Origin of the sequence: Dyella sp. (assembly GCF_051962475.1) — a bacterium.
GTDB lineage: Bacteria > Pseudomonadota > Gammaproteobacteria > Xanthomonadales > Rhodanobacteraceae > Dyella_A.
The window spans coordinates 35049-55982 of sequence record NZ_JBQCCF010000068.1; the positions used below are offsets into that span (position 1 = coordinate 35049).

The 20934-nt window shown below is 69.3% G+C and carries 20 protein-coding genes and 2 tRNA genes; 17 read left to right on the plus strand and 5 right to left on the minus strand.

Annotated elements, in window-relative coordinates; genetic code table 11:
• Positions 1–64 precede the first annotated feature (64 nt).
• Together ACTHJF_RS14910 and ACTHJF_RS14915 are read left to right on the plus strand one after the other, a co-directional pair.
• Positions 65–1183 carry a ribonuclease D gene (locus ACTHJF_RS14910; protein ID WP_440267813.1) on the plus strand — a complete coding sequence of 373 codons (1119 nt, stop codon included), beginning with the start codon at positions 65–67 and terminating at the stop codon, positions 1181–1183.
• Between the two features lie 62 nt (positions 1184–1245).
• Positions 1246–1321 (plus strand) — tRNA-Ala (locus ACTHJF_RS14915).
• Between the two features lie 43 nt (positions 1322–1364).
• On the opposite strand, the gene ACTHJF_RS14920 is transcribed toward ACTHJF_RS14915, so the two are convergent.
• From ACTHJF_RS14920 to ACTHJF_RS14935, 4 genes are read right to left on the minus strand one after another with little or no spacing between them, the layout of a single operon-like run.
• On the minus strand, positions 1365–2264 hold the full coding sequence (locus ACTHJF_RS14920) for an alpha/beta hydrolase (protein ID WP_440267814.1): 900 nt from the start codon (positions 2262–2264) through the stop codon (positions 1365–1367).
• Positions 2264–3076 carry a sterol desaturase family protein gene (locus ACTHJF_RS14925; RefSeq protein ID WP_440267815.1) on the minus strand — a complete coding sequence of 271 codons (813 nt, stop codon included), beginning with the start codon at positions 3074–3076 and terminating at the stop codon, positions 2264–2266. The genes ACTHJF_RS14920 and ACTHJF_RS14925 overlap by 1 nt, the downstream gene beginning before the upstream one ends.
• Before the next feature lie 10 nt (positions 3077–3086).
• Positions 3087–3500 carry an EF-hand domain-containing protein gene (locus ACTHJF_RS14930; protein WP_440267816.1) on the minus strand — a complete coding sequence of 138 codons (414 nt, stop codon included), beginning with the start codon at positions 3498–3500 and terminating at the stop codon, positions 3087–3089.
• A 30-nt stretch (positions 3501–3530) separates the two neighbouring features.
• Positions 3531–4121 (minus strand): hypothetical protein, encoded by a 591-nt coding sequence (locus ACTHJF_RS14935; protein ID WP_440267817.1) that lies wholly within the window; start codon positions 4119–4121, stop codon positions 3531–3533.
• Positions 4122–4330: 209 nt separating this feature from the next.
• Here ACTHJF_RS14935 and ompR point away from each other — a divergent pair, with 209 nt between their 5' ends.
• Entirely contained in the window at positions 4331–5050 is a 720-nt protein-coding gene (gene ompR, locus ACTHJF_RS14940) for an osmolarity response regulator transcription factor OmpR (RefSeq protein WP_440267818.1), read from the plus strand.
• Positions 5047–6348, plus strand: coding sequence for an ATP-binding protein (locus tag ACTHJF_RS14945; RefSeq protein WP_440267819.1), 1302 nt, complete (start codon positions 5047–5049; stop codon positions 6346–6348). Before ompR ends, ACTHJF_RS14945 begins: the two co-directional genes overlap by 4 nt.
• Before the next feature lie 116 nt (positions 6349–6464).
• On the opposite strand, the gene ACTHJF_RS14950 is transcribed toward ACTHJF_RS14945, so the two are convergent.
• Positions 6465–6541, minus strand: a tRNA-Arg gene (locus ACTHJF_RS14950).
• Between the two features lie 146 nt (positions 6542–6687).
• On the opposite strand from ACTHJF_RS14950, the gene amaB reads away from it, so the two are divergent.
• From amaB to ACTHJF_RS15015, 13 genes are all read left to right on the plus strand, one after another.
• The gene (gene amaB, locus ACTHJF_RS14955; RefSeq protein ID WP_440267820.1) at positions 6688–8223 is read left to right on the plus strand and encodes an L-piperidine-6-carboxylate dehydrogenase; all 1536 of its coding nucleotides are present in this window, start codon (positions 6688–6690) and stop codon (positions 8221–8223) included.
• A 79-nt stretch (positions 8224–8302) separates the two neighbouring features.
• Entirely contained in the window at positions 8303–8584 is a 282-nt protein-coding gene (locus ACTHJF_RS14960) for a DUF4190 domain-containing protein (protein WP_440267822.1), read from the plus strand.
• On the plus strand, positions 8581–9360 hold the full coding sequence (locus ACTHJF_RS14965) for an SDR family NAD(P)-dependent oxidoreductase (protein WP_440267823.1): 780 nt from the start codon (positions 8581–8583) through the stop codon (positions 9358–9360). Before ACTHJF_RS14960 ends, ACTHJF_RS14965 begins: the two co-directional genes overlap by 4 nt.
• A 6-nt stretch (positions 9361–9366) precedes the next feature.
• Positions 9367–10134, plus strand: a complete 768-nt coding sequence (locus ACTHJF_RS14970) for a class I SAM-dependent methyltransferase (protein WP_440267824.1) — start codon at positions 9367–9369, stop codon at positions 10132–10134.
• A gap of 3 nt (positions 10135–10137) precedes the next feature.
• Entirely contained in the window at positions 10138–11175 is a 1038-nt protein-coding gene (locus tag ACTHJF_RS14975) for a quinone-dependent dihydroorotate dehydrogenase (RefSeq protein ID WP_440267825.1), read from the plus strand.
• Positions 11176–11203: 28 nt separating this feature from the next.
• Entirely contained in the window at positions 11204–12229 is a 1026-nt protein-coding gene (murB, locus tag ACTHJF_RS14980) for a UDP-N-acetylmuramate dehydrogenase (protein WP_440267861.1), read from the plus strand.
• 259 nt (positions 12230–12488) lie between these two features.
• Positions 12489–12581, plus strand: a complete 93-nt coding sequence (kdpF, locus tag ACTHJF_RS14985) for a K(+)-transporting ATPase subunit F (RefSeq protein WP_440257074.1) — start codon at positions 12489–12491, stop codon at positions 12579–12581.
• The gene (gene kdpA, locus ACTHJF_RS14990; RefSeq protein WP_440267826.1) at positions 12578–14353 is read left to right on the plus strand and encodes a potassium-transporting ATPase subunit KdpA; all 1776 of its coding nucleotides are present in this window, start codon (positions 12578–12580) and stop codon (positions 14351–14353) included. Before kdpF ends, kdpA begins: the two co-directional genes overlap by 4 nt.
• 3 nt (positions 14354–14356) lie before the next feature.
• Positions 14357–16429 carry a potassium-transporting ATPase subunit KdpB gene (kdpB, locus tag ACTHJF_RS14995; protein ID WP_440267827.1) on the plus strand — a complete coding sequence of 691 codons (2073 nt, stop codon included), beginning with the start codon at positions 14357–14359 and terminating at the stop codon, positions 16427–16429.
• Between the two features lie 62 nt (positions 16430–16491).
• Positions 16492–16698, plus strand: coding sequence for a hypothetical protein (locus tag ACTHJF_RS15000; RefSeq protein ID WP_440267828.1), 207 nt, complete (start codon positions 16492–16494; stop codon positions 16696–16698).
• A 54-nt stretch (positions 16699–16752) separates the two neighbouring features.
• Positions 16753–17562 (plus strand): TorF family putative porin, encoded by an 810-nt coding sequence (locus tag ACTHJF_RS15005; RefSeq protein WP_440267829.1) that lies wholly within the window; start codon positions 16753–16755, stop codon positions 17560–17562.
• Between the two features lie 75 nt (positions 17563–17637).
• On the plus strand, positions 17638–18216 hold the full coding sequence (kdpC, locus tag ACTHJF_RS15010; RefSeq protein WP_440267830.1) for a potassium-transporting ATPase subunit KdpC: 579 nt from the start codon (positions 17638–17640) through the stop codon (positions 18214–18216).
• A 36-nt stretch (positions 18217–18252) separates the two neighbouring features.
• Positions 18253–20913 (plus strand): ATP-binding protein, encoded by a 2661-nt coding sequence (locus ACTHJF_RS15015; RefSeq protein ID WP_440267831.1) that lies wholly within the window; start codon positions 18253–18255, stop codon positions 20911–20913.
• The last annotated feature ends 21 nt before the right edge of the window (positions 20914–20934 follow it).

Here is a 20934-nt window from a genome sequence, read left to right on the forward strand (position 1 = left end):
GGTCGCATCGTCTCGCCCGCACGCCGTGTCCACGGCGACGCCCGATTTCCGAAGGAACTGCCGCATGTCCCTGCCCGCCCTGCCCAACGACGCCGAATGGATCGACCAGCGCGACGCACTCGATCGCTGGCTGGCCGCACTGCCGGCGGGCGCGATCGTGGGCATGGACACCGAGTTCATGCGCCGCAACACCTTCTACCCGCAACTCGCCCTGCTGCAGCTGGGCTGGCAGGGGCACTACGCGCTGATCGATCCGCTGGCCTTCGATCTCGCCGACGCGCTGCACCCCACATTGCATCGCGGCGGTGCGGTGACCGTGATGCACAGCGCCGGCGAAGACCTGGAAACTCTGGCGCCGTTGCTACCCGGCGGCCCCCGCACGCTGTTCGACACCCAGATCGCCGCGGCCTTCGTCGGCATGGGGTTGGGCGTGAGCTACCGCACCCTGGTGGCCGAACTGTGCGGTGTCGATCTGGACAAGGGCGAGACGCGCTCGGACTGGCTGCAGCGCCCCCTCACCGATTCCCAGCGCCTGTACGCCACGCTCGACGTGGTCTACATGGACTCCATCCACGACCAGCTCAGTGAGCGCCTGCAACAGCGCGACCGCAGCGCCTGGCATGCCGAAGATTGCGAGCGCCTCAAGTATCGTGCCGGTGCCCGCGAAGGCGAGGCGCAACCGCAGCGCGCCATGCGTGGCGCCGCCGAATGGACGCCCCGACAGCAGGCCATGCTGCGCCGGGTGCTGCTGTGGCGCGACCGCACCGCCCGCGCGCTCGACCGCCCGCGCCCGTGGCTGCTCGAAGACACCCTGGTGATGAGCCTGGCCCAGCACCCGTCCGGCACGCTGGCCGAGCTGGACCAGCGCAGCCGCGGCCAGCGTGCGCTGCGCTCGCCCCAGCGCGCGGAGTTGTTCGAACTGCTGCGCCAGCCGTTGGATGACAGCGAGATCGCCGCCACCGCGGCCATTCCCACCCATCCGCAGGGCGAAGCGAAGAAGGCGCTGGCGGCCATGAAGGATTGCGTGGACGCACTCGCCACCGAGCTGGACCTGCCCAGCGGCCTGCTCTGCCCGCGCAAGGTGCTGGAGGAGTACGTGGTCACTGCCGAGTGGCCGGAGGTCCTCGACGGCTGGCGCCACGGCGTGCTGCACGATCGCCTGCCCGGCCTGCTGCCCGGCTGAGCCGGTGGCGCGGCGGGGTCTTGGCGAGCCCCGGATGCGCTGCTACCATGCGCAGCTCATGTGGGGCCATAGCTCAGCTGGGAGAGCGCGTCGTTCGCAATGACGAGGTCGGGAGTTCGATCCTCCCTGGCTCCACCACAAATTCAGGGCCGGAACGACAACGTTCCGGCCCTTTTTTTCGTCACCACACCGAGCGCATGAATGTGTCGACCTCGGTGGTGTAGTCCGACGGCACGCCCAGGGTCTTGTTGATCTGGGCGTGCGAGAGATCTTCTTCGAGCACGCGGCCACGGCTGCCCAGCGCGTGCGCCTTGTCGACGAAGGCGTGCGCCTGCGGGCAGGAGTCGCGGCGGCGGCTGGAGCACACCGCGAGGAACGGCGCCGGTGCCGCGCGCAGCTGCTGGAACGGCGAGACGGCCAGCCAGTCGGCCGGGTCGGTGCCGAAGGCTTCGTCGTAGAGCGGAAAGTGGCGCCCGCGCATGGTCTGCACCACGTCCAGGCAGGCGCTGTCGAGCGATACCGTGCCACGCCAGGGACGTGCGCCCTGCTCGCCGGCCAGTTCCGGTCGCGCGGCCAGCAAGGCCACCAGATGCGCGCCAGCGGAGTGCCCCATCAGCACGAAGCGGGCGGGATTCCCGCCCCACTCGCGCGCGCGGCGCTGGGCCAGCGCGAGAGCGCGGGCCACGTCGCGCGCCTGCTCCAGCGGCGGCGTGTCGGGCAGCATGCGGTAGTTCACCGAGATCACCACCGCCCCGCGCGGCACCCAGTAAGCAACCTTGTTCGCGACGACGCCCGGCATCGCCTTGTCGCCGCGGCGCCAGCCACCGCCGTGGACCAGCAGGATCACCGGCGCATCGAGCGCCTGGGCCGGTGCGTAGACGTCGAAGCGTTGCCGCGGGTCGCTGCCGTAGGCCACATCGCGCACCACCCGCGTGCCGGCAGGAAGCGACGCTTCGACGCCGGCATCGGACTGCCGCTCACGCCAGCGCTCCGCCCACCCGCCGCGTGTCTGGGCCAGCGCGCCGCCGGCCATCAACAACAGGCAGGCACCAAGCCACCACCTCTTTCCGTTGCGATCCATCACGGTCTCCCGAGGGCGATTTTCAGCGCAGCACCCACGCCGCGAGCGGCGCGCATGTCCATGAACAGCTGCCGCCACGGCCGAAACACCAGGCGCAGCGGATGGAGCGTCTCCAGCGGATGCGCCAGCCCGTAGCGCAACGGCTCGTCCGCTCGTTCCGTGCGCAGCGTACCGAACAGGCGATCGAACACGATCAGCACGCCGCCATAGTTGCAGTCCAGATAGGCCGGATTGGAACCGTGGTGCACCCGGTGATGCGCCGGCGTGTTGAGCACCCACTCCAGGGGCCCCAGCCGGCCGACCGCCTCGGTGTGCAGGAAGAACTGGTAGTGCAGGTCGAACGCCAGCAGGACCGCCACCATGCGCGGATCGAAGCCGGCGAGCACCACGGGCAGGTAGAACAACCAGCCCAGCGAAAACAGGTTGGTCCAGCCCAGTCGCAGCGACGACAGCAGCGTGATCTGCTCGGGCGTGTGATGCACCAGATGGGTCGTCCACATCCAGCGCACCGTGTGGCTGCAGCGGTGGAACCAGTAGTAGGCGAACTCCACCAGCACGAAGCCGGCCAGCCAGGTGCGCCAATCGCGCCATGGCCAATGCACCGGCGCCAGTTGCGCGGCCAGCGCGAGCGCCGCGGCCACCACCGCCGCACCGATGCCACCGACCACCACATGGCCTATCGCCACGCCGAGCGAGGCGGCGGCTTCGCGGGCGTCGTAGCCGCGCCGCGAGAACCGCCGCCAGGACCATTCGGCCAGTACCAGCAACACAGCAACCGCCAGGATCCACGGATGTCGCAATCCTCTGACCATGACTGCCGCCTCAGTGACTGACGCGGCCGAGCCGCTGCGTGTTCTGCATGGCACGCTGCATCTCGTCCGGTTCGAGCACGTCGTCCTGGTTCGCATCCATGCGATCGAAGCCGCGTGTCGGCATGCCGTTGAACTCAGCGCGACTGACGCGACCGTCGCTGTCCGCGTCGGCCAGCCGCTCCATCGCCTGGAACAGGCGACCGGCCGGCTCGGGAAGCGCCTCGGCGTCGGCGCTGTCGAGGTAGCCGTCATGGTTGCGATCGAAGCGATCGAACTGCGCCGCACGCGCCGCAAGGTACTCCTCGCGGCTGACCACGCCGTCGTGATTGGCGTCGGCGCGCCGGCCCAGCGGCTGCAGATCGGCCTGGGCCAACGCCGGGCCGGCCAGCATCAGCGCGACGGCGCCGAAGAGGGATCGAAACATCGGGAGAACTCCTCCGGTGGGGTGGACGCGTCAGCGGCAGCTGATCGCGTTGCCCTGCGCGTCGTGGCACGAGCCGGTGTGGGTCACGCCCTGGCCTTTGGTGTAAGTGGTCTGGCCCTGGTACGTGTTGCCGTTGGCGCCGGTAACCGCGGTGGCGCGCGAGCCGGAGGCACTGCCGTCAGCACCGCGGGCGTAGCTCCCGCTGCTGCTGTAGCTGCCACCGGCGGCGTTGTTGCCGCTGCGCTGGTAGCTGCCGTTCGCCGAACCGTCGGCGTTGCGCGTGACGCTGTTGCTGCCGTTGAAATTGCCGCCGCGGGCACCGGCGATGTGGGTGGCTCCCTGGTGCTGCGCGCTGCCGTCCGGATTGACCGAAGTATAGGCACCATGCACCCCCCGCCCGTTCGGCCCGGCGGCGTGGGTGCCGTGGGTGTGGGTGATCCCGCCCTGGGCGTTGCGAAACGTGGCGGCGCCGTGGCCGATCCGCTGGCCACCGCCGACGGCGCGGAAACCGCGGCCGACTCCGGCCTGAGCCGGCGAGGTGGCGGCCAAGGCGACGAGGCACAGCGCAGCCAGCGAGGCGGAGCGCAGCGTGGATGCAATCACAGTCGAAGCAATGGACATGACGGACTCTCCTGAGCGATTGGGGGGAAACGCCGCCCGGGGCATCGGACTGCGTGATGCCACTGTTCCGCGCCAGGCCCGGGCGAGGTGTGTCCGCTCGGGTCGCCCGTGTGAGGGAATGTTGCGCCGCCGCCCGGCAGAAACATCTGCTTGCAAATGCCCCGCCGGCCCGCTTGCCGCTGGCGCGCAGCGCACGCGATAGTCGCTGCATGGAATCGCCCCACATCCTCGTCGTCGACGACGACCTGCGCCTGCGCGACCTGCTGGAGCGCTACCTGGTCCAGCAGGGCCTGCACGCGCGCGGCGTGGCCAACGCGGTGGGCATGCGCCGCGCACTCGCCGAACATCACGTCGACCTGATCGTGCTCGACCTGATGCTGCCCGACGCCGACGGCCTGCAGCTGTGCCGGGAGCTGCGCGCCGATGGCGTGCAGACACCGATCATCATGCTCACCGCCAAGGGCGACGACGTGGACCGCATCGTCGGCCTGGAGATCGGCGCCGACGATTACCTGGGCAAGCCCTGCAACCCGCGCGAGCTGGTCGCGCGCATCCGTGCCGTGCTGCGGAGGCAGCCGCGGGCGGTGATCGGCGCGCCGCAGGCCGAGCAGGCCAGCGTGCGCTTCGGCCGCTTCACCTTCGCTCCAGCCACCCGCCAGTTGCTGGACGATGAGACCCCGGTGCGTCTGACCAGCGGCGAGTTCGCCGTGCTGGCCGCGCTGGTGGCGCACCCGTTCGAGACGCTCAGCCGCGAGCGGCTGATTGCGCTGGCGCGGGGTCGCGAGCACGACGCGTTCGACCGCAGCATCGACGTGATGGTCTCGCGCCTGCGCCGCTGCATCGAGGACGATCCGCGCCAGCCACGCTGGCTGCAGACGGTATGGGGCGAGGGCTACGTGTTCGTGCCGCAGGGAGACCCGCCGGCATGAAGCGCGCGCCAACCACCTTCTCGTTGATCCTCGCGCTGCTGGTGGCCGCGCTGTTGCTGGCGCTGACGCTGGGCGGCGTGCTGTCCACCCGCGCCGGCCTGCGCGGGCTTGGTGACTCGTACGGCCGGCTGGTGGCCGCCACCGCCAGCTCGGTCGATGCGCTCGCTGGCCGCGACGACGCGGCCTCGCGCGACATGCTCACGCGGCTGGGGCAGAGCCACGTCCGCCTCACCAGCGAATCCCCCCCGCCGTCGCGCCGGCCCGTACTGCCGATGGTCCGCCAGATCGGCGAAGTGGCCGGCCAGCTGCTCGGCGACCCTTCGCGGGTGGTGGTGGTGCAGCGGCCGGAAGCGCAGATCTGGGTGCGCAGCGTCCATCGTCCTGGCGAGTGGATCGTGATGCAGGCGGTGAGCTTCCGCCGCCAGGTGGTGCGGTCGATGCTGACGCTGATGCTGTTTGCCGGCCTGGTCGCGTTCGCCGTAGCCACACTCGCCGCGCGCCTGCTCACCCGCCCGCTGGAGCGGCTCGCCGCGCACGCGCCGGCGCTGGTCGGCGGCCAGCCGGTGCAGGATCAGCTGCGCGGCACCCCACGCGAGGTACGCGAGCTCGCCGATGCGCTGGGCGCCGCCGGCGAGTCGCTGCGCCAGGGCGCGCGCGAGCGGGAGCTGATGCTGGCGGGCATTTCGCATGACCTGCGCACGCCGCTGGCCCGCCTGCGCCTGGCGCTGGAGCTGGGCGATGCCGACGATCCGGCGCGCCGCGAGGCGATGGTCACCGACCTGGAAGAACTCGATGGCGCACTCGCGCAGTGTCTGGCCTACGTGCGCGACGGCAGCGACGAGCCCTTACGCGAGATCGACCTCGTCACCCTGCTCGTGCAGCTGATGGCCCTGCGCCGCCAGCCGGACGACTGGCATTACGAAGGGCCGGACAGCGTGCGCCTGCGTAGCCGCCCTAGCCTGCTGCGCCGCGCCCTGGGCAACCTCATGGACAACGCCGAGCGCTACGGCGCGGCGCCCTTCCGGGTTGCCGTGCAGCTGCGCGACGGCGGCGTGCAGGTGAGCGTGGAGGACCGCGGCGCGGGCGTCCCCGACACCTTGCTGTCGCAACTTGGGCGTCCGTTCCTGCGCGGTAATCCGGCCCGCAGCGGCCCCGCGGGCAGCGGCCTGGGCCTGAGCATCGTCAAGCGCGCGGCCGAACTGTGCGGCGGCCACCTGCAGTTGCAGAATCGCGTTGGCGGCGGTTTCGTCGCCACGCTGACGCTTCCCGCCACCGCGGCGCCCGCAGCCACCCGCTGAACTCACTGCCGCCGGTGGGCGGCGACCTGCCCGCTGGCTCGCTTGAGCCCCGTCAACAGCCACCACCAGCTCAACAGCAAACAGGCCGGCATACGCCGGCCTGTTGCACTGGAAAATGGTGCCCTCGAGACGATTCGAACGTCCGACCTGCCCCTTAGGAGGGGGCCGCTCTATCCAACTGAGCTACGAGGGCAGCGGCGGAATTCTGGCATGGATGACGCTCCCGCGGCGACGCCTCCCCACTGGCGCGGGGGTCGGCCCGACCCGATGGGCCTGCTAGACTTGCGGTTTTCACCGCGGCGCCACATCTCGTCGCGAAAGCCGTTCCAAGGAGTACGCATGTCCCACGAAATCCTCAAGGCGCTCGGCCTGTCCGCCGAGCAGTCCGGCACGTATCTCGGCCAGGGCGAATGGTCCAAGACCACCGATGCGGGCACGCTGCGCCCGGTGAATCCGGCCACCGGCGAGGTGATTGCGGCGGTGCATGCCTCCAGCCAGGCCGACTACGAGACCATCGTCGAGCGCGCGCAGGCCGCCTTCAAGGTGTGGCGTACCACCCCGGCGCCGCGCCGCGGTGAGGCCGTGCGCCTGTGCGGCGAAGCGCTGCGCAAGCACAAGGATGCGCTTGGGAGCCTGGTTGCGCTGGAGATGGGCAAGATCAAGCCCGAGGGCGACGGCGAAGTGCAGGAGATGATCGACATCGCCGACTTCGCGGTGGGCCAGAGCCGCATGCTCTACGGCTACACCATGCACTCGGAGCGCCCCGGTCACCGCATGTACGAGCAGTACCAGCCGCTGGGCCTGGTCGGCATCATTTCGGCGTTCAACTTCCCGGTCGCGGTGTGGGCCTGGAACGCCATGCTGGCTGCCATCGCCGGCGACATCTGCATCTGGAAGCCCTCGCCGAAGGTGCCGCTGTCGGCGATCGCCACGATGAAGATCTGCAACGAGGCGCTGAAGGATGCCGGCTTCCCGGACATCTTCTTCCTGTTCAACGACGGCGGTAACGAGCTGGCGCAGAAGTTCGTCGACGACAAGCGCATCCCGCTGATCAGCTTCACCGGCTCGACCAAGGTCGGCCGCATGGTCGGCGAGCGCGTGGCGCACCGCATGGGTCGCTCGCTGCTCGAGCTGGGCGGCAACAACGCGATCATCCTGGACCAGAGCGCCGACCTGAAGCTGGCGATCCCGGGCATCGTGTTCGGCGCCGTCGGCACCGCCGGCCAGCGCTGCACCACCACCCGCCGCCTGTTCGTGCACAGCTCGATCTACGACACCGTGCTGGAGACCCTGGTCAAGGCGTACAAGCAGGTCGAGGGCAAGATCGGCGATCCGACCCTGTCGACCACCCTGATGGGCCCGCTGAACAGCCCGGAAAGCGTGAAGGCCTACCTGGCCGCGGTGGAGAAGGCCAAGGCCTCGGGCGGCACCATCGCCACCGGCGGTGCGGCGCTGACCGATCGCAAGGGCAACTTCGTGCTGCCGACCATCATCACCGGCCTGAAGAACTCCGACGAAGTGGTGCAGTCGGAAACCTTCGCGCCGATCCTCTACGTGATGCCGTTCGACAGCATCGACGAAGCCATCGAGATGCAGAACGACGTGCCGCAGGGCCTGTCCTCGGCGATCTTCACGCAGAACCTGAAGGTGGCCGAGCAGTTCCTGTCGGCGGCCGGCAGCGACTGCGGCATCGCCAACGTCAACATCGGCACCTCCGGCGCCGAGATCGGCGGCGCGTTCGGTGGCGAGAAGGAAACCGGCGGCGGTCGCGAGTCCGGTTCGGATGCGTGGAAGGTCTACATGCGTCGCCAGACCAACACCATCAACTACTCCGATTCGCTGCCGCTGGCCCAGGGCATCAAGTTCGACCTGTAAGCATGACCGGTGCGCGCGGACTTCTCGTTCGCGCGCACCGTAACCTTCTGCCCGAGGTTTGGGGGTTCCCGCGATGACCATGACGTCCGCCCCTCGCAGCACCAGCACCCTGGCCGTGGTCAGCCTGTGCTTCGGCATTGCCGGCTGGACCGTGCTGCCCTTCATCGGCGCGATCGTCGCCGTGATCTGCGGGCACCTCGCCCGCCGCGAGATCTGCCAGACCGTCTCCGAACCGCTCGATGGCGACGGCCTCGCCGTGACCGGGCTGGTGCTGGGTTATGCCCAGCTGGTTCTGAGCGTGGTCGGCATGCTGTTCTTCTGGACCCTGCTGCTCGGGCTGTTCCACCTGGTCAGGCCATGATCGGGGTCGACAGCACCGAAGTTCCCTTTCGCCTCGACGGCTACCGCGTGGTGGTGGCCGGAGGCAGCCGCGGCATTGGCCGCAGCATTGCCCTCGCCTTCGCCCAGGCTGGCGCCGGGGTGTCGGTGTGCGCCCGCGGCGAGGTCGCGCTCGCCGAAGTGGCGCAAGCGATCCGCGCCCAGGGCGTGGTCACCCACAAGCAGTCCTGCGACCTGGCCGACCCGGCCGCCATCGACCACTACATCGCCGCGGCCGCGCGCGCGCTCGGCGGCATCGACGTGCTGGTGAACAACGCCACCGGCTACGGCTTCAGCGACGATGACGAGGGCTGGACGGCCAACTTCCACATCGACCTGCTGGCCGCCGTGCGGGCATCGCGTGCCGCCTTGCCGCACCTGCAGCGCAGCGCACACGCGAGCATCCTGCACACCAGCTCGATCGCCGCACTGCGCCCGCGCGCCAGCGGTGCGCCCTATGCGGCGATCAAGGCGGCGCTGAGTCACTACACCTCTTCCCAGGCCCTGGCGTTGGCGGCCGATGGCATCCGGGTGAACGCCATTGCCCCCGGCTCCATCGCCTTCGACGATGGCCTGTGGGATCGACGCAAGCGCGACGATCCCTCGCTGTACGCCGCCACGCTGGCGAAGATCCCGTTCGGCCGCTTCGGCACCCCGGAGGAGATCGCCCACGCCGCGCTGTTCCTCGCCTCGCCCTGGGCCGGATGGATCACCGGCCAGACCCTCGCCGTGGACGGCGGCCAGATGCTCACCGGCTAAAATCCCATGCCCGACCTGCGCAGCACCGAACGCTTCAGCGACCGCGTCGCCGACTACGTGCGCTATCGCCCCGACTACCCGACCGCGCTGGTCGACTGGCTGCACCGCGAACATGGCGTGGATGCGTCGTGGGACGTCGCCGACGTCGGCGCCGGTACCGGTATCTCGACAAAGCTCTTTCTCGATGCCGGCCATCGTGTCACCACCGTGGAGCCCAATGCGGCGATGCGCGCGGCCGCCGAGCAGTGGCTCGGTAGTCATCCGAACTTCCGAGCAGTGGATGGGCGCGCCGACGCCACCGGCCTGCCCGACGCCAGTGTCGCGCTGATCGTGGTGGCGCAAGCGTTCCACTGGTTCGACGAGGCGGCGACCCGTCGCGAGTTCGCGCGCATCCTGCGCCCAGGCGGGCTGGCCGCGATCGTCTGGAACACACGACACCTCGGCGGCACGCCGTTTCTCGAAGGCTATGAAGCGCTGCTGCAGCGCTACGGCACCGACTACACCAGCGTAGCCGAGCGCTACGCCGACGAGCCGCGCATGCGCGCCTGGTTCGGCACCGACTTCCGGGGCACCGCCCGCTTCGACCACGGCCAGCGGCTGAACTTCGACGAACTCAAGGGCCGCCTGATGTCCTCCTCCTACGCGCCCGCCCCCGGCCATCCGCAACACGCACCGATGCTCGACGCGTTACGTACATTGTTCGATGCCACCTCGGTGGACGGCCGCATCGACTTCACCTACGACACCCGCGTCTACGTGGGCACCTTGAGCTGACGCATGTACTCCTATCTTCGCCCCCTGCTGTTCGCACTCGAGCCGGAAACCGCCCACGGCGCCACGTTGTATGCGCTGGATGTGGCGCATCGCAGCGAGCTGCTGCGCTTCGTCGCCAAGCCGCCGCAGGGCCTGCCGGTGGACGCGTTCGGCCTGCGCTTCCCCAATCCGGTCGGGCTCGCCGCAGGGCTGGACAAGAACGCCGACCATCTCGATGCGCTCGGTGCGCTGGGCTTCGGTTTCGTCGAGGTGGGCACCACCACGCCGCGCCCGCAGCCGGGCAACGACAAGCCACGGATGTTCCGGCTTGCTGCGCACGAGGCGATCATCAACCGGCTTGGCTTCAACAACGCCGGCGTCGATGCGCTGGTGCGCAATGCGGAGAAGTCGTCGTACCGCGGCGTGCTCGGCATCAACATCGGCAAGAACAAGGACACGCCTAACGAGAAGGCGGTCGACGACTACCTGTTCTGCCTGGAGCGCGTCTACGCACGCGCCAGCTACGTCACGGTGAACATTTCCTCACCGAACACCCAGGGCCTGCGCGACCTGCAGGAAGAGGAGACCCTGCGCCGCTTCATCGGCACCCTGCGCGAGGCGCAGGAGCGCCTCGGCGCCCAGCACGGCGCGCGCAAGCCGATGCTGCTGAAGATCGCGCCGGACCTCACCGAAGCCGAGCTCGACGCCATCGCCGATGTGCTGCTGGCCAGCGGCGTGGACGGCGTGATCTGCACCAACACCACCGTCGACCACAGTGCGGTGACCAGCGATCGGCAATCGCAGGAAGCCGGCGGGCTGTCCGGCCGGCCGCTGATGGCCCGCGCCACCGCCGTGCAGCGCGGCATGGCCGAGCGACTCAAGGGCAAGGTCGGCATCATCGGCTTGGGCGGCATCCTGGAAGGCGACGACGCGGTGACAAAGCTCGGCGCCGGCGCCTCACTGGTGCAGATCTACTCCGGGCTGATCTATCGCGGCCCGGCGCTGATCGCCGAGTGCGTCGAGGAGATCCGTCGCCAGCGCGGAGCGGCCGATGTCCGCTGACCACACCCTGCCCGTCCAGCGCATCGACATGGGCGGCTACGCGCTGATCGAGAACGCGCCGCTGGCCCATCGCAACACGCTGCGCGTGGCGGCGAAGGCGCACCTGCTGGCGGAGATCCGCGATGCCAGCAAGCTGCCCGAACTGCTCGCCTTCCCCGCCGTCAAAAGCGGCCCGGTGCTGGTGCTGGGCGAAGGCAGCAACGTGCTGTTCGCCAGCGACTACCCCGGCACCGTGCTGGCGATGGCCACGCAGGGCGTGCAGGTGGAGGCGGATGGCGACACCGCCCGCGTCGCCGTAGCTGCGGGCGAGCGCTGGGACGACTTCGTGCGCTGGACGCTGGGCCAGGGCCTGGCCGGGCTGGAAAACCTGATACTGATTCCCGGCACCGTCGGCGCCGCGCCGATCCAGAACATCGGCGCCTACGGCACCGAGGTGGCCGAGTTCATCGAGAGCGTGGAAGCTTGGGACACGCGCGAGCACCGGGTGGTGACGCTCGATCACACCGCCTGCGCGTTCGGCTACCGCGACTCGCTGTTCAAGCGCGAGCCGGGCCGCTACATCGTCACCGCCGTGCGCTTCGCGCTGCCGCGCAGCCACGAGCTGCGGCTGGACTATGCGGGCATCCGCGAAGAGCTGGAGCGCATGGGCGTGGCCAAGCCCGCATCGTTCCACGTGGCCGAGGCCGTGGTGCACCTGCGCTCGCGCAAGCTGCCGGACCCGGCGGTGATCGGCAACGCCGGCAGCTTTTTCAAGAACCCCATCGTCGACGCGGCCACCGGCGAAGCCTTGAAGCGCGCGCATCCCGAGCTGGTTGCCTGGCCCGGAAAGGATGGCCGCTGGAAGCTCTCCGCCGCCTGGCTGATCGAGGCCGCCGGCCTCAAGGGCCACCGCGAAGGCGATGCCGGCATCTCGCACCGCCATGCACTGGTGCTGGTCAACCACGGCCACGCCAGCGGGCCGGAACTGTGGGCGTTGGCCCAGCAGGTGATCGCCCGCGTGCGCGAGGCCTTCGGCGTGACGCTGGAGCCGGAGCCGGTCGTGATCGGCGGCTGACGGCGGGGGCCGCCCGGCCCGGGCGGCAGCCAAATTTTTACGCGATCTATATGGGGGAGCGCATTCGCGCTACCCCTTTCTTATGGGCCGGTTCCTAGAGTGCGCGCCATCGCCTTGATGGAGTCGCCCGCTTGGACATTCCCTACCTCCTGCTCGTTGCCGCGCTGGTCGTCCTGACCGCCGGCCTCGTTCGCCTCTGCGACCGCCTCGGCCGGCGCTGAGCCGCGCCAATCCCGCGATTTACCCGACGGAACCTGCCATGACCATCCTCTATGCACTGGCCGCTGCGATCGCAGTGGCTGTCGCGGGCTACCTCTGCGTGGCCCTGCTCAAGCCGGAGTGGTTCGAATGACCACCAACGACTATCTCCAGATCGCCCTGTTCCTGGGCGTACTCCTGCTGCTGGTGAAACCGCTCGGCAGCTACATGGCATGCGTGTTCTCCGACGCGCCCAACCGCGTCACGCGGCTGGGTGCTGGGGTGGAGCGCGTGCTCTACCGCGTCTGCGGCATCCATCCCGAGGAGGACATGGGCTGGAAGCAGTACACCTGGGCGATGCTGGTGTTCAACCTGCTCGGCCTGCTGGCGGTGTACGCGCTGCAGCGCCTGCAGCTGTGGCTGCCGCTGAACCCCGCGCACATGGCCGCGGTGTCGCCGGACTCGGCGATGAACACCGCCATCAGCTTTGCCACCAACACCAACTGGCAGGGCTACGGCGGCGAATCGACCATGAGCTACCTGACCCAGATGCTGGGTCTGGCGGTGCAGAACTTCCTCTCCGCCGCCACCGGCATCGCGGTGCTGATCGCGGTGATCCGCGGCTTCGTACGCAAGAGCGCCACCGGCCTGGGCAACTTCTGGGTCGACCTCACGCGCAGCACGCTGTACGTGCTGGTGCCGCTGTCGCTGCTGTTGACCCTGGTGCTGGTGTCGCAGGGTGTGGTGCAGAACTTCAAGCCCTATGCCGAAGTGCCAGTGCTGCAGACCACGCACTACATCGAGACCGTCAAGGACGCCGCCGGCCACGACGCCGCGCATGATGTGCCAGTGACCACGCAGACCCTGCCGATGGGTCCGGCCGCCTCGCAGATCGCGATCAAGCAGCTGGGCACCAACGGCGGCGGCTTCTTCAACGTGAACTCGGCGCACCCGTTCGAGAACCCCACACCGCTGAGCAATTTCTTCGAGGTGCTGGCGATCCTGCTGATTCCGGCGGCGCTCTGCTACACCTTCGGCAAGATGGTTGGCGACCGTCGCCAGGGCTGGGCGCTGCTGGCAGCGATGCTGGTGATCTTCGTGCCGCTGCTGCTGGTGTGCACGGGCGCCGAGCAGGCCGGCAATCCGCTGCTGCACGGGCTGGGCGTGGACCAGCACGCCTCGGCGCTGCAGGCCGGCGGCAACATGGAAGGCAAGGAAACGCGCTTCGGCATCGTCAATTCGACGATCTGGGCCACCGCCACCACCGCTGCCTCGAACGGTTCGGTCAATGCGATGCATGACTCGTTCACGCCGATCGGCGGGCTCGTCCCGATGTGGTTGATCCAGCTCGGCGAGGTGATCTTCGGCGGCGTCGGCTCGGGCCTCTACGGCATGCTCGCGTTCGCCGTGGTGGCGGTGTTCATCGCCGGCCTGATGGTGGGCCGCACGCCCGAATACCTCGGCAAGAAGATCGAGGCGCACGAGATGAAGATGGCCTCGATCGCCGTGCTGATTCCCTGCGCGCTGGTGGTGATCGGCACCGCCATCGCGGTGATGGTCCCGGCCGGGTTCGGCGGCGTGGCCAATCCCGGCGCGCACGGCTTCAGCGAGATGCTCTACGCGGTCAGCTCCGCGTCCAACAACAACGGCAGCGCGTTTGGCGGACTGTCAGCCAACACGCCGTTCTGGAACGTACTGCTGGGCATCTGCATGTTCCTGGCCCGCTATCCGCTGATCGTGGCGATGCTCGCCATGGCCGGCTCGCTGGCCGCCAAGCGCAGCGTGCCGCCGTCGGCCGGCACGCTGCCCACCCACACGCCGCTGTTCGTCACGCTGCTGGCCTGCGTGGTGATCGTGATTGGCGCACTGACCTTCCTGCCGGCGCTGGCCCTGGGGCCGATCGTCGAATCTCTGCTGGGACACTGATCCATGACTTCGCACACGCATGCGACGAGCCAGTTCAACCGTGAGCTGGTGCTGGCTGCCGTCGCCGATTCCTTCCGCAAGCTCTCGCCGCGGCTGCAGTTCCGCAACCCGGTGATGTTCGTGGTGTTCCTGTGCAGCCTGTTCACCACCGGGCTGTGGGTGCAGGCGCTGGCCGGCCACGGCGAGGCGCCGACCGGCTTCATCTTCGCCGTGAGCCTGTGGCTGTGGTTCACCCTGCTGTTCGCCAACTTCGCCGAGGCGCTGGCCGAGGGCCGCGGCAAGGCGCAGGCCGATGCGCTGCGCAGCTCCCGCAAGGACGTGCTGGCCAAGAAGCTGGCCGCACCGCAGCGCGATGCGGCGGTCACCCTGATGTCCTCGGCCGACCTGCGCGCCGGTGACGTGGTGCTGGTGCAGGCGGGCGACATCCTGCCAGGCGACGGTGAGGCCATCGTGGGCGCCGCCAGCGTCAACGAAAGCGCGATCACCGGCGAATCCGCACCGGTGATCCGCGAGGCAGGCGGCGATCGCAGCGCCGTCACCGGTGGCACCCAGCTGCTGTCGGACTGGCTGGTGGTGCGCATCACCCGCAACCCGGGCGAGACCTTCCTCGACCGCATGATCGCGATGGTCGAAGGCGCGGCACGACGCAAGACGCCGAACGAGATCGCGCTGACCATCCTGCTGGCGAAGTTCACCCTGATCTTCCTGCTCGCCTGCGTCACCCTGCTGCCGTACTCCATCTACAGCGTGCAGGCGGCCGGCAGCGGCCATCCGATCACCCTCACCGTGCTGGTGGCGCTGCTGGTGTGCCTGATCCCCACCACCATCGGCGCGCTGCTGTCGGCGATCGGCATCGCCGGCATGGACCGGATGATCCGCGCCAACGTGATCGCCACCTCCGGCCGTGCGGTGGAAGCGGCGGGCGACGTCGACGTGCTGCTGCTGGACAAGACCGGCACGATCACCCTGGGCAACCGCCAGGCGGTCGCCTTCGCGCCGGCGCCGGGCATCGACGAGCGCATCCTTGCCGAAGCGGCCCAGCTCGCCTCGCTGGCCGACGAAACGCCCGAAGGCCGCAGCGTGGTGACGTTGGCGCGCGAGCGCTATGGCCTGGCGCCACGCACGCTGGCCGAGGGCGACGCGCAGTTCGTGCCTTTCACCGCGCAGACCCGCATGAGCGGTGTGGATATCGATGGCCGGCTCATCCGCAAGGGTGCGCTCGATGCGGTGGAGCGTCATCTCGATGCGCAGAACAGCCACCTACCCACGGCGGTCAAGCGCATCGCCGAGGAAATCGCCCGCCGCGGCGCCACTCCGTTGATCGTCACCGACGGTGCGCTGGCGCTGGGCGTGATCGAGCTGAAGGACATCGTCAAGAGCGACATCAAGGAGCGCTTCGCCGAGATGCGCGCGATGGGCATCAAGACCATCATGATCACCGGCGACAACCCGCTCACCGCCGCAGCGATAGCCGCCGAGGCCGGCGTGGACGACTTCCTCGCCGAAGCCACGCCGGAAGCCAAGCTCGGCCTGATCCGCGAGATCCAGGCCGAAAACCGCCTGGTGGCGATGTGTGGCGACGGCACCAACGACGCCCCGGCGCTGGCCCAGGCCGACGTGGCGGTGGCGATGAACACCGGCACTCAAGCGGCCAAGGAAGCCGGCAACATGGTCGACCTGGATTCCAACCCGACCAAGCTGATCGAAGTGGTGGAGATCGGCAAGCAGATGCTGATCACCCGCGGCGCATTGACCACGTTCTCCATCGCCAACGACATCGCCAAATACTTCGCGATCATCCCGGCCGCTTTCGCCACCACCTACCCCGCGCTCAACGCGCTCAACGTGATGCACCTGGCCACGCCGCGCAGCGCGATTCTCTCGGCGGTGATCTTCAACGCGCTGATCATCATCTTTCTGATCCCGCTCGCGCTCAAGGGCGTGAAGTACCGCGCGCTCGGCGCCGGTGCACTGCTGCGTCGCAACCTGCTGGTGTACGGCCTGGGCGGCGTCATCGTGCCGTTCCTGGGCATCAAGCTGATCGACCTGCTGCTGGTGCTGCTCGGCCTGGCCTGAGGCCTGGCGCGCAGGGCCCGGCGGTCGCCGGGCCCGCTAAACCCACTGACGGAAACCTCGTCATGCATACCCTGAAAGTCTCTGTTTCCTTCCCCGATGACACGCACGACGACGTGCAGCTGAAGCTGTCGGCCGATGAGATCGATGGCGGCGTGGTGATCGCGCTGCCGGTGCGCACGCCGCGCGCCGGCACGTCGCCCCTGCCGGCCACGGCACCCGCACCGAGCGTCAGCGACGACTACGAGCTGGGCGGCTACGCCGGCATCTGATCGCATCCCATCCACCCGTGCGTCGCACCTTCAACACGCGACGCGGAGTCCATCATGAAACTGCGTTACCTCACGGCATCCACTGCCCTCCTCTCGCTGGCCTGCGCCGGTGCCGCCGCACAACAGGCCGCGGCAAATCCGGTCACCGGCAACGTCGCCGTTACCTCCGACTACATGTTCCGCGGCCTCACCCAGACCTGGGGCCGCCCGGCCATCCAGGGCGGTGCCGACTACGCGAACCCGGACGGTTTTGCCGCCGGCTTCTGGGGTTCGAGCATCAGCGAGCGCAGCTACCCCGGCGGCGCCATGGAGCTGGATCTTTACGCCAGCTACGGCCAGGCCATCAATAGCGACTGGTCCTGGCGCGTAGGCGTGTACGGCTATGTCTACCCTGGCGCCAACCTCGACCAGGCTGGCCTGCCCTCGCGCTCGCTCAACACCGCCGAGGCGAACGCCGCGCTGAGCTGGAAGCAGTTCACCCTGAAGTACAACCGCGCGCTCACCGACTATTTCGGCGTGGACACCGAGCAGGGCTACACCGGCGATTCGAAGGGCACCGACTACCTGCAGCTGGATGCCAGCTTCCCGCTGGCCGATGCCTGGAGCCTGGCCCTGCATGCCGGCCACACGCACTACACCACCGCGCTGGCGACACCGCTGGCCAATGGCGCTCGCAGTCCGAGCTACAGCGACTTCGGCGCCACGCTGAAATTCCAGTTCGACCCGCACTGGTCGATCAGCGGCGGTATCACCCATGCCAGCAACGCCGACTTCTACCGTCGCACCGCCAGCTTCCTCGACGCCAACGACACCCGCAACGTCGGCGGCAGCCGCGGTTTCGTGATGTTGCAAGGCACGTTCTAGTGCGAGCGATCTTTCATCGCTGAATGCACCACGTGGCCAGCTGTGGCCGCACATTCCAACCAAGCGAGCATTCCCATGTTCAAGCTACTGCGCCAATCCTTCCTGATGCTGCTGGTGATGACCGTGATCACCGGTGTGCTGTATCCGCTGGCCGCCACCGGTCTGTCCCGGCTCGCCTTCGCACACCAGGCCGATGGCAGCCTGATCACGCGCGACGGCAAGCCGGTCGGTTCGGCGCTGATCGGGCAGTCGTTCGACGACCCGCGCTATTTCTGGGGCCGGCCGTCGGCCACCGCGCCCAACCCCTACAATGGCGGCGCATCGTCCGGCTCGAACCAGGGGCCGACCAACCCGGCCCTGGTCGATGCGGTGAAGCAGCGCGTCGCCGCACTGCGGGGTGCCGACCCAGGCAACCACGCGCCGGTGCCGGTGGATCTGGTGACGGCCTCGGGGAGTGGGCTCGATCCGCAGATCAGCCCGGCCGCGGCGCAGTACCAGGTGGCGCGGGTGGCGCGGCTTCGCCGGCTCGACGTGACACAGGTGCAGGCGCTGGTGAGCGCACACACGCAGGGGCGGCAGCTCGGCGTGCTGGGCGAGCCCCGCGTGAACGTGCTCGAACTCAACCTGGCGCTGGATGCACTCGCCAAGCGCTGATCCTTCCATCCGCCCTGTCACCGACGAGACACGACGATGACCGATTCCTCGCGTGACGCCCGAGCCGACGCCCTGCTGCATGCCACGCAGGGCGCGGACCAGCACCGGCTGAAGATCTTCCTTGGCGCCGCCCCGGGCGTGGGCAAGACCTTCGCCATGCTCTCGGCCGCGCGCGAGCTGAAACGGCAGGGCGTGGACGTGGTGGTTGGCCTGGTGGAAACCCACGGCCGGGCGGAAACCGCCGCGCTGCTGGAGGGCCTGGAAGTGCTGCCGAGGCGCACCGTGCAGCAGCACAAACGCGAGTTCAACGAGTTCGATCTCGACGCCGCACTGGCGCGGCGTCCAGCGGTGCTGCTGGTCGACGAGCTGGCCCATACCAACCTGCCCGGCGGCCGTCACACGCGCCGCTGGCAGGACATCGCCGAGCTGCTCGATGCCGGCATCGAGGTCTATACCGCGCTCAACGTGCAGCATCTGGAGAGCCGCAACGACCAGGTGCGCCGGATCACCGGCATCACCGTGCGCGAGACCGTGCCCGACGCGTTTCTCGATCGCGCGCGAGACATCGTGTTGGTCGACCTGCCGCCGCGCGAGCTGATAGGCCGGCTCAAGCAGGGCAAGGTCTACGTGCCGGAAACCGCGGCCGCCGCGCTCAATGCCTTCTTTTCGCCAACCAACCTGGCTGCGCTGCGAGAGCTGGCGGTGGAAACCATCGCCGGCCACGTCGACAGCGATCTGCGCGAGCACATGCTCGCTCGCGGCACGGCCATGCCGGTACGCCGCCACGTGCTGGCGGCGATCGACGGCTACGGCCAGAGCGACTACCTGGTGCGCGTGGCCCGCCGCATCGCCGAGCGGCGCGGCGCACCGTGGAGCGTCGCCTTCGTCGATACCGGCGCAACGTTGGACCCGGCTCGCCGCGAACGGCTCGACGCCGCCATGCGGCTGGCCGAGCGGCTGGGCGGCGAGGCGATCATCCTGCGCGGCCACGTGATCGCCGACGAACTGCTCGCCCACGCCGATCGCGAGGGCGTGGGCCAGATCATCCTCGGGCGTACCCGCGAGCGGCCGATCGCGCGCCTGCTCGGCATCTCCCTCACCCAGCAGCTGCTGCGTCGTGGTGCGCACATGGAGCTGACCATCATCGCCACGCCGGCAGAGCGCGCCCAGGCGCGCCGGCGGCGGAGCACCCGCGCGCGCGGATCACGCAGCGACTATGGCTACGCCACATTGGCCGCCGGCATCGCCTTCCTGGCCGCCTTCGCCGCCGACCGCTACCTGTCGGTGGCCAATCTCTCGCTGATCTTCCTCATCGCCGTGCTGGTGGTCGCGGTGCGCACGCGCATGGCGGTGGCCGTCTATACGGCTGTGCTGTGCTTCCTCGGCTACAACTTCTTCTTCGCGCCGCCGCGCTACACGCTGGTGATCGCCAACGCCGACGACGTGCTGGCGGTAACGCTCTTCCTGGTCACTGCGCTGGTGTGCAGCCGGCTGGCCACCCGACTGTCCAGCCAGGTGGCCTCGCTGCGAGACGCACAGGTGCGCGCACGTGCGCTGCTGCGCCTGGGCCAGCAACTGGCGGCCAGCACCGACGCCGAGGCCGTGCGCGAGGCCGGCGCCCAGGCGCTGGCTCAGGCGCTGGGCGCCCACGCCGCGCTGCTCGTGCGCGATGCCGACCAGCGTCTGCAGCCAGCCGCCAGCGCGCCGCGCAGCTTCGCGCTGAGCCACCAGGATCAGGCAGCCGCTGACTGGTGCGAGCGCCACGCCGAGGCCGCCGGCCGCCATACCGACACGCTCAACGGCGCCGCCTGCTGGATGCTGCCGCTGGGCACCGAAGATCATCGCCTCGGCGTGGCGGCGCTGCGCTTCGACGACCCGGCCGCGCTGAACCCCGACCGACGCAGCCTCGCCCTGGCGATGGTGCAGGACATCGGCCGTGCGCTGGAGCGCGCGCGGCTCGCCGATGCGCTGGAGGGTGCCCGCGTGCAGGGCGAAACCGAACGCCTGCGTAGCGCGCTGCTGTCGTCGGTGTCGCACGACCTGCGCTCGCCGCTGGCCTCGATGATCGGCGCCGCCGGCACCCTGGTGAGCTACGAGGACAAACTGCCGGCGACCGAGCGGCGCGAGCTGCTGGCCTCGATCTTGGGCGAAGGCCAGCGGCTCGACCGCTACATCCAGAACCTGCTCGACATGACCCGCCTGGGCCACGGCACGCTCAAGCTCAACCGCGACTGGACCGACAGCGCGGAGATCGTCGGCGCGGCGCTGGGCCGGTTGCGCAAGCTGTTCCCCGACCTGCGCGTAGAGACCGACGCGCCGCGTGACGCGGTGCTGATGTACGTGCACCCGGCACTGATCGAGCAGGCGCTGTTCAACATCCTGGAGAACGCCGCGCGCTTCTCGCCACCGAACGAGCCGGTGCGTATCACCGTGCACGTCGCCGACGACCGCCTGCTGATCGACGTGGCCGACCGCGGCCCGGGCATCCCCGAGGACGAACGCGCGCGCATCTTCGACATGTTCTATTCGGTGGCCCGCGGCGACCGCGCCCCGCAGGGCACCGGCCTGGGGCTGGCGATCTGCCGCGGCATGATCGGCGCACACGGCGGCAGCGTGGAGGCGCTGCCGGGCGATGGCGTGGGCACGGTGATCCGGATCAGCCTGCCGATGTCGGAACTGCCCAAAAGCGACGACTGAGCGCGACGACCGAGCTTGATG

What these genes read in the sequence shown, in the direction of transcription:
- ACTHJF_RS14975 (WP_440267825.1), top strand. Translation starts at nt 10,138, where the DNA reads ATGTACTCCTATCTTCGCCCCCTGCTGTTCGCACTCGAGCCGGAAACC.
- ACTHJF_RS15015 (WP_440267831.1), top strand. Translation starts at nt 18,253, where the DNA reads ATGACCGATTCCTCGCGTGACGCCCGAGCCGACGCCCTGCTGCATGCC.
- kdpA (WP_440267826.1), top strand. Translation starts at nt 12,578, where the DNA reads ATGACCACCAACGACTATCTCCAGATCGCCCTGTTCCTGGGCGTACTC.
- kdpC (WP_440267830.1), top strand. Translation starts at nt 17,638, where the DNA reads ATGTTCAAGCTACTGCGCCAATCCTTCCTGATGCTGCTGGTGATGACC.
- ACTHJF_RS14970 (WP_440267824.1), top strand. Translation starts at nt 9,367, where the DNA reads ATGCCCGACCTGCGCAGCACCGAACGCTTCAGCGACCGCGTCGCCGAC.
- ACTHJF_RS14910 (WP_440267813.1), top strand. Translation starts at nt 65, where the DNA reads ATGTCCCTGCCCGCCCTGCCCAACGACGCCGAATGGATCGACCAGCGC.
- ACTHJF_RS14965 (WP_440267823.1), top strand. Translation starts at nt 8,581, where the DNA reads ATGATCGGGGTCGACAGCACCGAAGTTCCCTTTCGCCTCGACGGCTAC.
- ACTHJF_RS14945 (WP_440267819.1), top strand. Translation starts at nt 5,047, where the DNA reads ATGAAGCGCGCGCCAACCACCTTCTCGTTGATCCTCGCGCTGCTGGTG.
- amaB (WP_440267820.1), top strand. Translation starts at nt 6,688, where the DNA reads ATGTCCCACGAAATCCTCAAGGCGCTCGGCCTGTCCGCCGAGCAGTCC.
- ACTHJF_RS15005 (WP_440267829.1), top strand. Translation starts at nt 16,753, where the DNA reads ATGAAACTGCGTTACCTCACGGCATCCACTGCCCTCCTCTCGCTGGCC.
- kdpF (WP_440257074.1), top strand. Translation starts at nt 12,489, where the DNA reads ATGACCATCCTCTATGCACTGGCCGCTGCGATCGCAGTGGCTGTCGCG.
- ACTHJF_RS14930 (WP_440267816.1), bottom strand. Translation starts at nt 3,500, where the DNA reads ATGTTTCGATCCCTCTTCGGCGCCGTCGCGCTGATGCTGGCCGGCCCG.
- ompR (WP_440267818.1), top strand. Translation starts at nt 4,331, where the DNA reads ATGGAATCGCCCCACATCCTCGTCGTCGACGACGACCTGCGCCTGCGC.
- ACTHJF_RS15000 (WP_440267828.1), top strand. Translation starts at nt 16,492, where the DNA reads ATGCATACCCTGAAAGTCTCTGTTTCCTTCCCCGATGACACGCACGAC.
- ACTHJF_RS14960 (WP_440267822.1), top strand. Translation starts at nt 8,303, where the DNA reads ATGACGTCCGCCCCTCGCAGCACCAGCACCCTGGCCGTGGTCAGCCTG.
- kdpB (WP_440267827.1), top strand. Translation starts at nt 14,357, where the DNA reads ATGACTTCGCACACGCATGCGACGAGCCAGTTCAACCGTGAGCTGGTG.
- ACTHJF_RS14920 (WP_440267814.1), bottom strand. Translation starts at nt 2,264, where the DNA reads ATGGATCGCAACGGAAAGAGGTGGTGGCTTGGTGCCTGCCTGTTGTTG.
- ACTHJF_RS14935 (WP_440267817.1), bottom strand. Translation starts at nt 4,121, where the DNA reads ATGTCCATTGCTTCGACTGTGATTGCATCCACGCTGCGCTCCGCCTCG.
- murB (WP_440267861.1), top strand. Translation starts at nt 11,204, where the DNA reads ATGGGCGGCTACGCGCTGATCGAGAACGCGCCGCTGGCCCATCGCAAC.
- ACTHJF_RS14925 (WP_440267815.1), bottom strand. Translation starts at nt 3,076, where the DNA reads ATGGTCAGAGGATTGCGACATCCGTGGATCCTGGCGGTTGCTGTGTTG.